We start from the raw sequence: 4,553 nt of genomic DNA, 5'->3' as shown, positions 1-4,553 counted from the left end.
ACCACCAAGATCCGCGAGTTCATCAACGGCTGGAACCCCCGCGCGAAACCGTTCGTCTGGACCAAGACCGCCGAGCAGATCCTCACCAAGGCCGACCGTCCAAAGACTTCAAATCCGACCCACTAGCTACCCAGACTCACCCCATGGGCCACCATTGGCGAACCAATCTGTTTGGGCCCCAAAGTTATCCGCTCGCGCGTCAGGCCACTCGCCACGTGTTATAGGAGACGGGAGTCGAGGTGCAGCTGATGAGCGTGATGGGCGATTGCTGGTAGAGGCCGGTTTTGTACACATCGAGGCACTGGCTGGTGTTGACCAGGTGGAACCGCCCGTTCGAGTCCATCCTCCACTTCTGGGTCGTCTGAAGGGACGGGTTGCTGGCAGGGACGCAGTCGTTCAGGACAACGGGAGTCAGCTGGGAGGTTTTTCCTCCCTGGGCTTCGAGACATTTGCCGAGGACATGGAGCGTGTCGTCACCGGGACTGGTGAACGACTGGTTGGCCCCACCGTTGCAAGAGTAGAGGTCAAGCTGGGTTCCGTTGGCGGTGTTAAAGGCAGGGACATCCAAGCAGAATTGCCCGTTCGGGCTTCCCGCCGCGACATATTGCAAGGTGAAGGAAGTATTTGTGGGAACAGCGGCCTGGGCAGGCGCGGAGGTGAGCGCGAGTACCGTCGCGAACACGCCCGTTGCCACTGAAACGAGGAGACGACGCTGTGTGGAGCTGTTGTCGAGGTTCATGAGTGAGCTTTTCATCGTCGGAGCCGCTTGGGTCTGGGCATCTTATGCGCACCTGCTATCATTGCCGTATGGCAGCAAATGCGAATTGTATTGTAGCGGTTAGCATTTCGCGAAAGTCCATATTCATGCAACGGTACGGCGGGGCGTCGCATGGTGTCGCTTCGACCCCTCCTGAAGATCACTCTGCCTCAGCTCGCACAACAACGGTCCACCACCATCAGCGGGTGCGCACGTCGGCGACGCCCATGGTGGAGACCACCGCGCGGTGGCGATGAGAAAGATGCTGCTAATCATGGGATTTCGATCGACATCGAAGCGGCATCACGCGGGCGCCTTGTAGTCGGTCGCGCTTGGCGCCATGTTCTGTGGACGGGAGCGACACCGGCATGGCTCTGATTGATTTCGATAGCCCAGATTCACGGACAACGGAAAGCCTTTCGACAAAGCAGGACGACTCGCAGCCCGAATAGCGCGGGTGTCAAATAAGTACGCTCCACCGGTTGGCAATGGGCGCGGCCGGGTCGAGACCCGGCAGTGGACGCCCGCGCGCGCGGTATCGCGACGGGATGCCCCGCGACAGACCCGCCCGCCCGTTCGGCGGCTCGGGCATCGAGCTGTAACAGGGAAACTGGTCGTTTGCTATGAATAGAAGTGATGGTTGCGCAGAATCGAGCAGCCGAGGAACACGGTGGTGACGCGGGAATGCGGCACCTGGCTGAACTGCGGGTGCTCCACGAGCAGATCATCCGCTGGCAGAACATGACCGCGATCGTGAGGTCGCTGACGGCGCGATATCCCGAACACGCTGCGCCACTGGCCGACCTGACGAGCACCGAGGCGGTCTATGCCGACATCCTGGTGCGCCGGGAGCTGGCCACCGAGGGCGAAACCTACCGCCGCACCGCCGATTTCGACGCCGTTCCGGCGAGAATCGCTCAACGCTGGCATAACACTGCCGATGCCGAGTTGGGCCCGGCGTACGTGCGATACGCCGCCGCCGGCATGGCTGCCGTCTACACCGGCCCCGGTCGCCTCACCGAACTACTGACCGCGGCGAAGGTGACGGGCCCGCCGCCCAGCCTCTCATCTACTCCTCTCGGATGCAGCCTCAGCACGGGGGCCGAGACGGTACCGGCCCTGGTGGACAGGCTCATTCGCAGCAGCCCGGGACTCGAGGTCGGCGCGGTCCCGATGGCGACACCGGAGATCTCCCCCGCGGTCGCCGACGGCCGCATCGATGCCGGGATCACCCGCGGTGAACAGCCGGGTCGTGGCGTGCGCCGGTTCCTGCTGCGGCGTCAGCGCATCGGGGTCCAATTGGCACAGCATCATCCGCTGGCCGAACACCCGGAGATCGAGATCGCCGATGCGGCCGCGTATCCGCTGCGACTCCCCGACCGCACCGCCAACCCCGTGATCCACGATCAGCTGTCCGCACTGTTCCGCGACACCCGACCACACCCCCGATTCCACACGCCCGCAGTCTCTTTCGACATGTCTCAGCGCGACCTGCGCGACGGGGTCACCCTCGCTCCGGCCGGTGAAGCCGCGGTCACGGCAGCACCGGCCGGTCTCACCTGGCGACCGCTGCGGGGCGCGCCCAGCCTGACGATCCACCTGGTCCTCCCGCGCGTGCAGTCGCCACTACACCGCCGCATCCGTGCCGTCGCCAAAACCCTGGCGCACGAGCTGCACTGGTTGCCGGACTGACGCGCAAGAGGTCAAGCGAGACGGACGTCTGCGGTGGCGAGGCCGAAGACCTTGCGCCCGGCGGACTTCGCGGTGATGACGACGACGGCGGTCTTGCTGAATGTCCGACACGACCTCGCCGCGCTGGCGGATCAGCATCCGATGATGGCCTTTGCGATCTGCTTGCCTGGAGATCGGATCGCTGCGCCCTGTATTCGGCAGTAGCGTACGGTCCGACGGCCTCAGATCGGAACGGCCAGTTGATCTTCCGATGCAGCGCGCTGGCCGGTCTGGTCAGCCCGGTCAGCGGCATTACCGGACGTCACCTGGGCAAGACGCCGCCGAAGCGTCGCATCTCTCGACACCCGCTACGACCGTCCTCCAGACCAGGGGCGACTATGGGACGGCCCGATGAGCGGTCGGTCAATTGTCGGTGTTTGCGACGATTTCCACGCCCGCCACCCGGAGTTCGTCCAGTGCCCGTTCAATGCTGGCGGGGGAAACACCTGCGGACAGGTTCACGAGTACTCGGGTGTCGAACCCGGCGGTGCGGGCATCCAGGGCGGTGGCGCGAACGCAGTGGTCGGTGGCGATGCCGCAGACGTCGACAGTGTCAATTCCCTTGGTGTGCAACCAGTCCGCGAGGGCCGTGCCGTCCTTGGTGGCGCCCTGGAATCCGGAATAGGCGGCGGCGTAGGCGCCTTTGAAGAAGACCTCGTCGATCGGCGTGGTATCCAGGTTCGGGTGGAACTCGGCGCCAGGGGTGTCGATCCGGCAGTGCGGGGGCCACGAGTCGACGAAGTCCGGGTTGTCGGAGAAGTGTGCACCGGGGTCGATGTGGTAGTCGCGGGTGGCGGTGATCGCGGCATAGTCGCTGGCGTGTAGATATTGGCTGATCCGTTCGGCCAGCGCGGCTCCGCCTGTGACGGGCACCGAACCCCCCTCGCAGAAGTCGTTCTGTACGTCGACGATGATCAGAGCTGTGCTCATGGCGCCTCCACGAGATCGGTCCCGCAACAATTTTGGCCAGCAGTTATTGTAGGTGGCTATCACCAGTGCACATCGCCGAACGCGCCATCGGACATCCGCGCCCTTCGGATCCAAGAGATGAGTCCGCAAGTGGAGCCCGAAGCCTGTCGTCACATCGACGCAGGCGGGAATGTCTAACATGCGCGACGAGTTCCGCGCCGACCGCGGGCCGATCGGCGTCAGCCGCGAAACCGTTTACAGCTACGCACGGGTCGACGCTGCCACGTCCTGACCAGCGAATTGTCTGGTTATGAACACGAGAATGAGGCGTCGACCCGAAGGTTCGTGGTCTTTCACGGACTGAGACCTCGGCAGGTTCGGGCACTCCAGTTGACCGACATCCGCGACGGCAGAATGTATGTGGGAAACCAGGTCATTCCGCTCGCTGCGCAGGTCTCCGTCCTGATGGCCACCTACCTGAGCCACCGGGCGGACCGATGGCCGAGAACCGCCAACCCGCATCTCGTCATCAACATGTCGACCGCAGGCAAGACCTCGGAAGCTGGCTACCAATGGATCAACAGGCGCCTCGGTTTCCGCGCGCAGGACCTGCGAGAAGATCGGATCATTCAGGAAGTCCAGGCCACCGGAGGCGACATTCGACGAATCTGTGACCTCTTTGGGCTCACTGTTGGTGCGGCCCAACGATACGTCGACGGACTCGACCCACCTGCTGGCATCGGCGAAGGCTGACGTCACCGGTTGGTGTACCCAGGCGCGTGGGCGTATCTGCGGAACGCCCTATTCTGCCGAATGGCGTGCGAGCGACTACGTTGAATCGCCGTTCGCTGGTGCAGGCGAACCGAGGTGTTCGGTATGAGAGGGAGGGCACCCTCGAGCGAATGCTCAGGCTCGGTTGAGGACCTCGACATCCAGCTGGCGCCAGGATAACCGGACCGCTCTATAGATAGTTGAGAGCTACTTCTCGCACGCTGTCTCTCACGGGCCGTGATGAAAGCTGTTCGTGTTGTTAGTGCCTGTCCGGGTTCTGATCGTTTAGGGAACAGACCGTGCGGGAGGTTGCCGGAAGTGGCCCGATGGAACGGAACCTCCTGGTAGCAACAGGAATTACCACATCCACTGTTGCCCAGAAGGT

Annotated in this window: 4 protein-coding genes; 2 read left to right on the top strand and 2 right to left on the bottom strand. The window is 63.4% G+C overall.

Translation table 11 applies throughout. The features are described 5' to 3' along the window. Positions 1 to 199: 199 nt before the first annotated feature. Positions 200 to 739 carry a ricin-type beta-trefoil lectin domain protein gene (locus GFY24_RS40730; RefSeq protein WP_194853230.1) on the bottom strand — a complete coding sequence of 180 codons (540 nt, stop codon included), beginning with the start codon at positions 737 to 739 and terminating at the stop codon, positions 200 to 202. 654 nt (positions 740 to 1,393) lie between these two features. Between GFY24_RS40730 and GFY24_RS42810 the strand changes: the two genes are divergently transcribed. Further along, complete coding sequence (locus GFY24_RS42810; RefSeq protein WP_228567169.1) at positions 1,394 to 2,449, top strand: LysR family substrate-binding domain-containing protein; 1,056 nt, start codon at positions 1,394 to 1,396, stop codon at positions 2,447 to 2,449. Positions 2,450 to 2,851: 402 nt separating this feature from the next. Here GFY24_RS42810 and GFY24_RS40715 read toward each other — a convergent pair whose 3' ends face one another. Beyond that, positions 2,852 to 3,418, bottom strand: coding sequence for a nicotinamidase (locus tag GFY24_RS40715; protein ID WP_153810453.1), 567 nt, complete (start codon positions 3,416 to 3,418; stop codon positions 2,852 to 2,854). Between the two features lie 369 nt (positions 3,419 to 3,787). Between GFY24_RS40715 and GFY24_RS40710 the strand changes: the two genes are divergently transcribed. Beyond that, the gene (locus GFY24_RS40710) at positions 3,788 to 4,150 is read left to right on the top strand and encodes a hypothetical protein (protein ID WP_153810452.1); all 363 of its coding nucleotides are present in this window, start codon (positions 3,788 to 3,790) and stop codon (positions 4,148 to 4,150) included. Positions 4,151 to 4,553 lie beyond the last annotated feature (403 nt).

It is taken from the genome of Nocardia sp. SYP-A9097 (assembly GCF_009649815.1).
GTDB lineage: Bacteria > Actinomycetota > Actinomycetes > Mycobacteriales > Mycobacteriaceae > Nocardia.
Note: the sequence above shows the minus strand (reverse complement) of the source record. Positions and strands in the feature narration are given on the sequence as shown.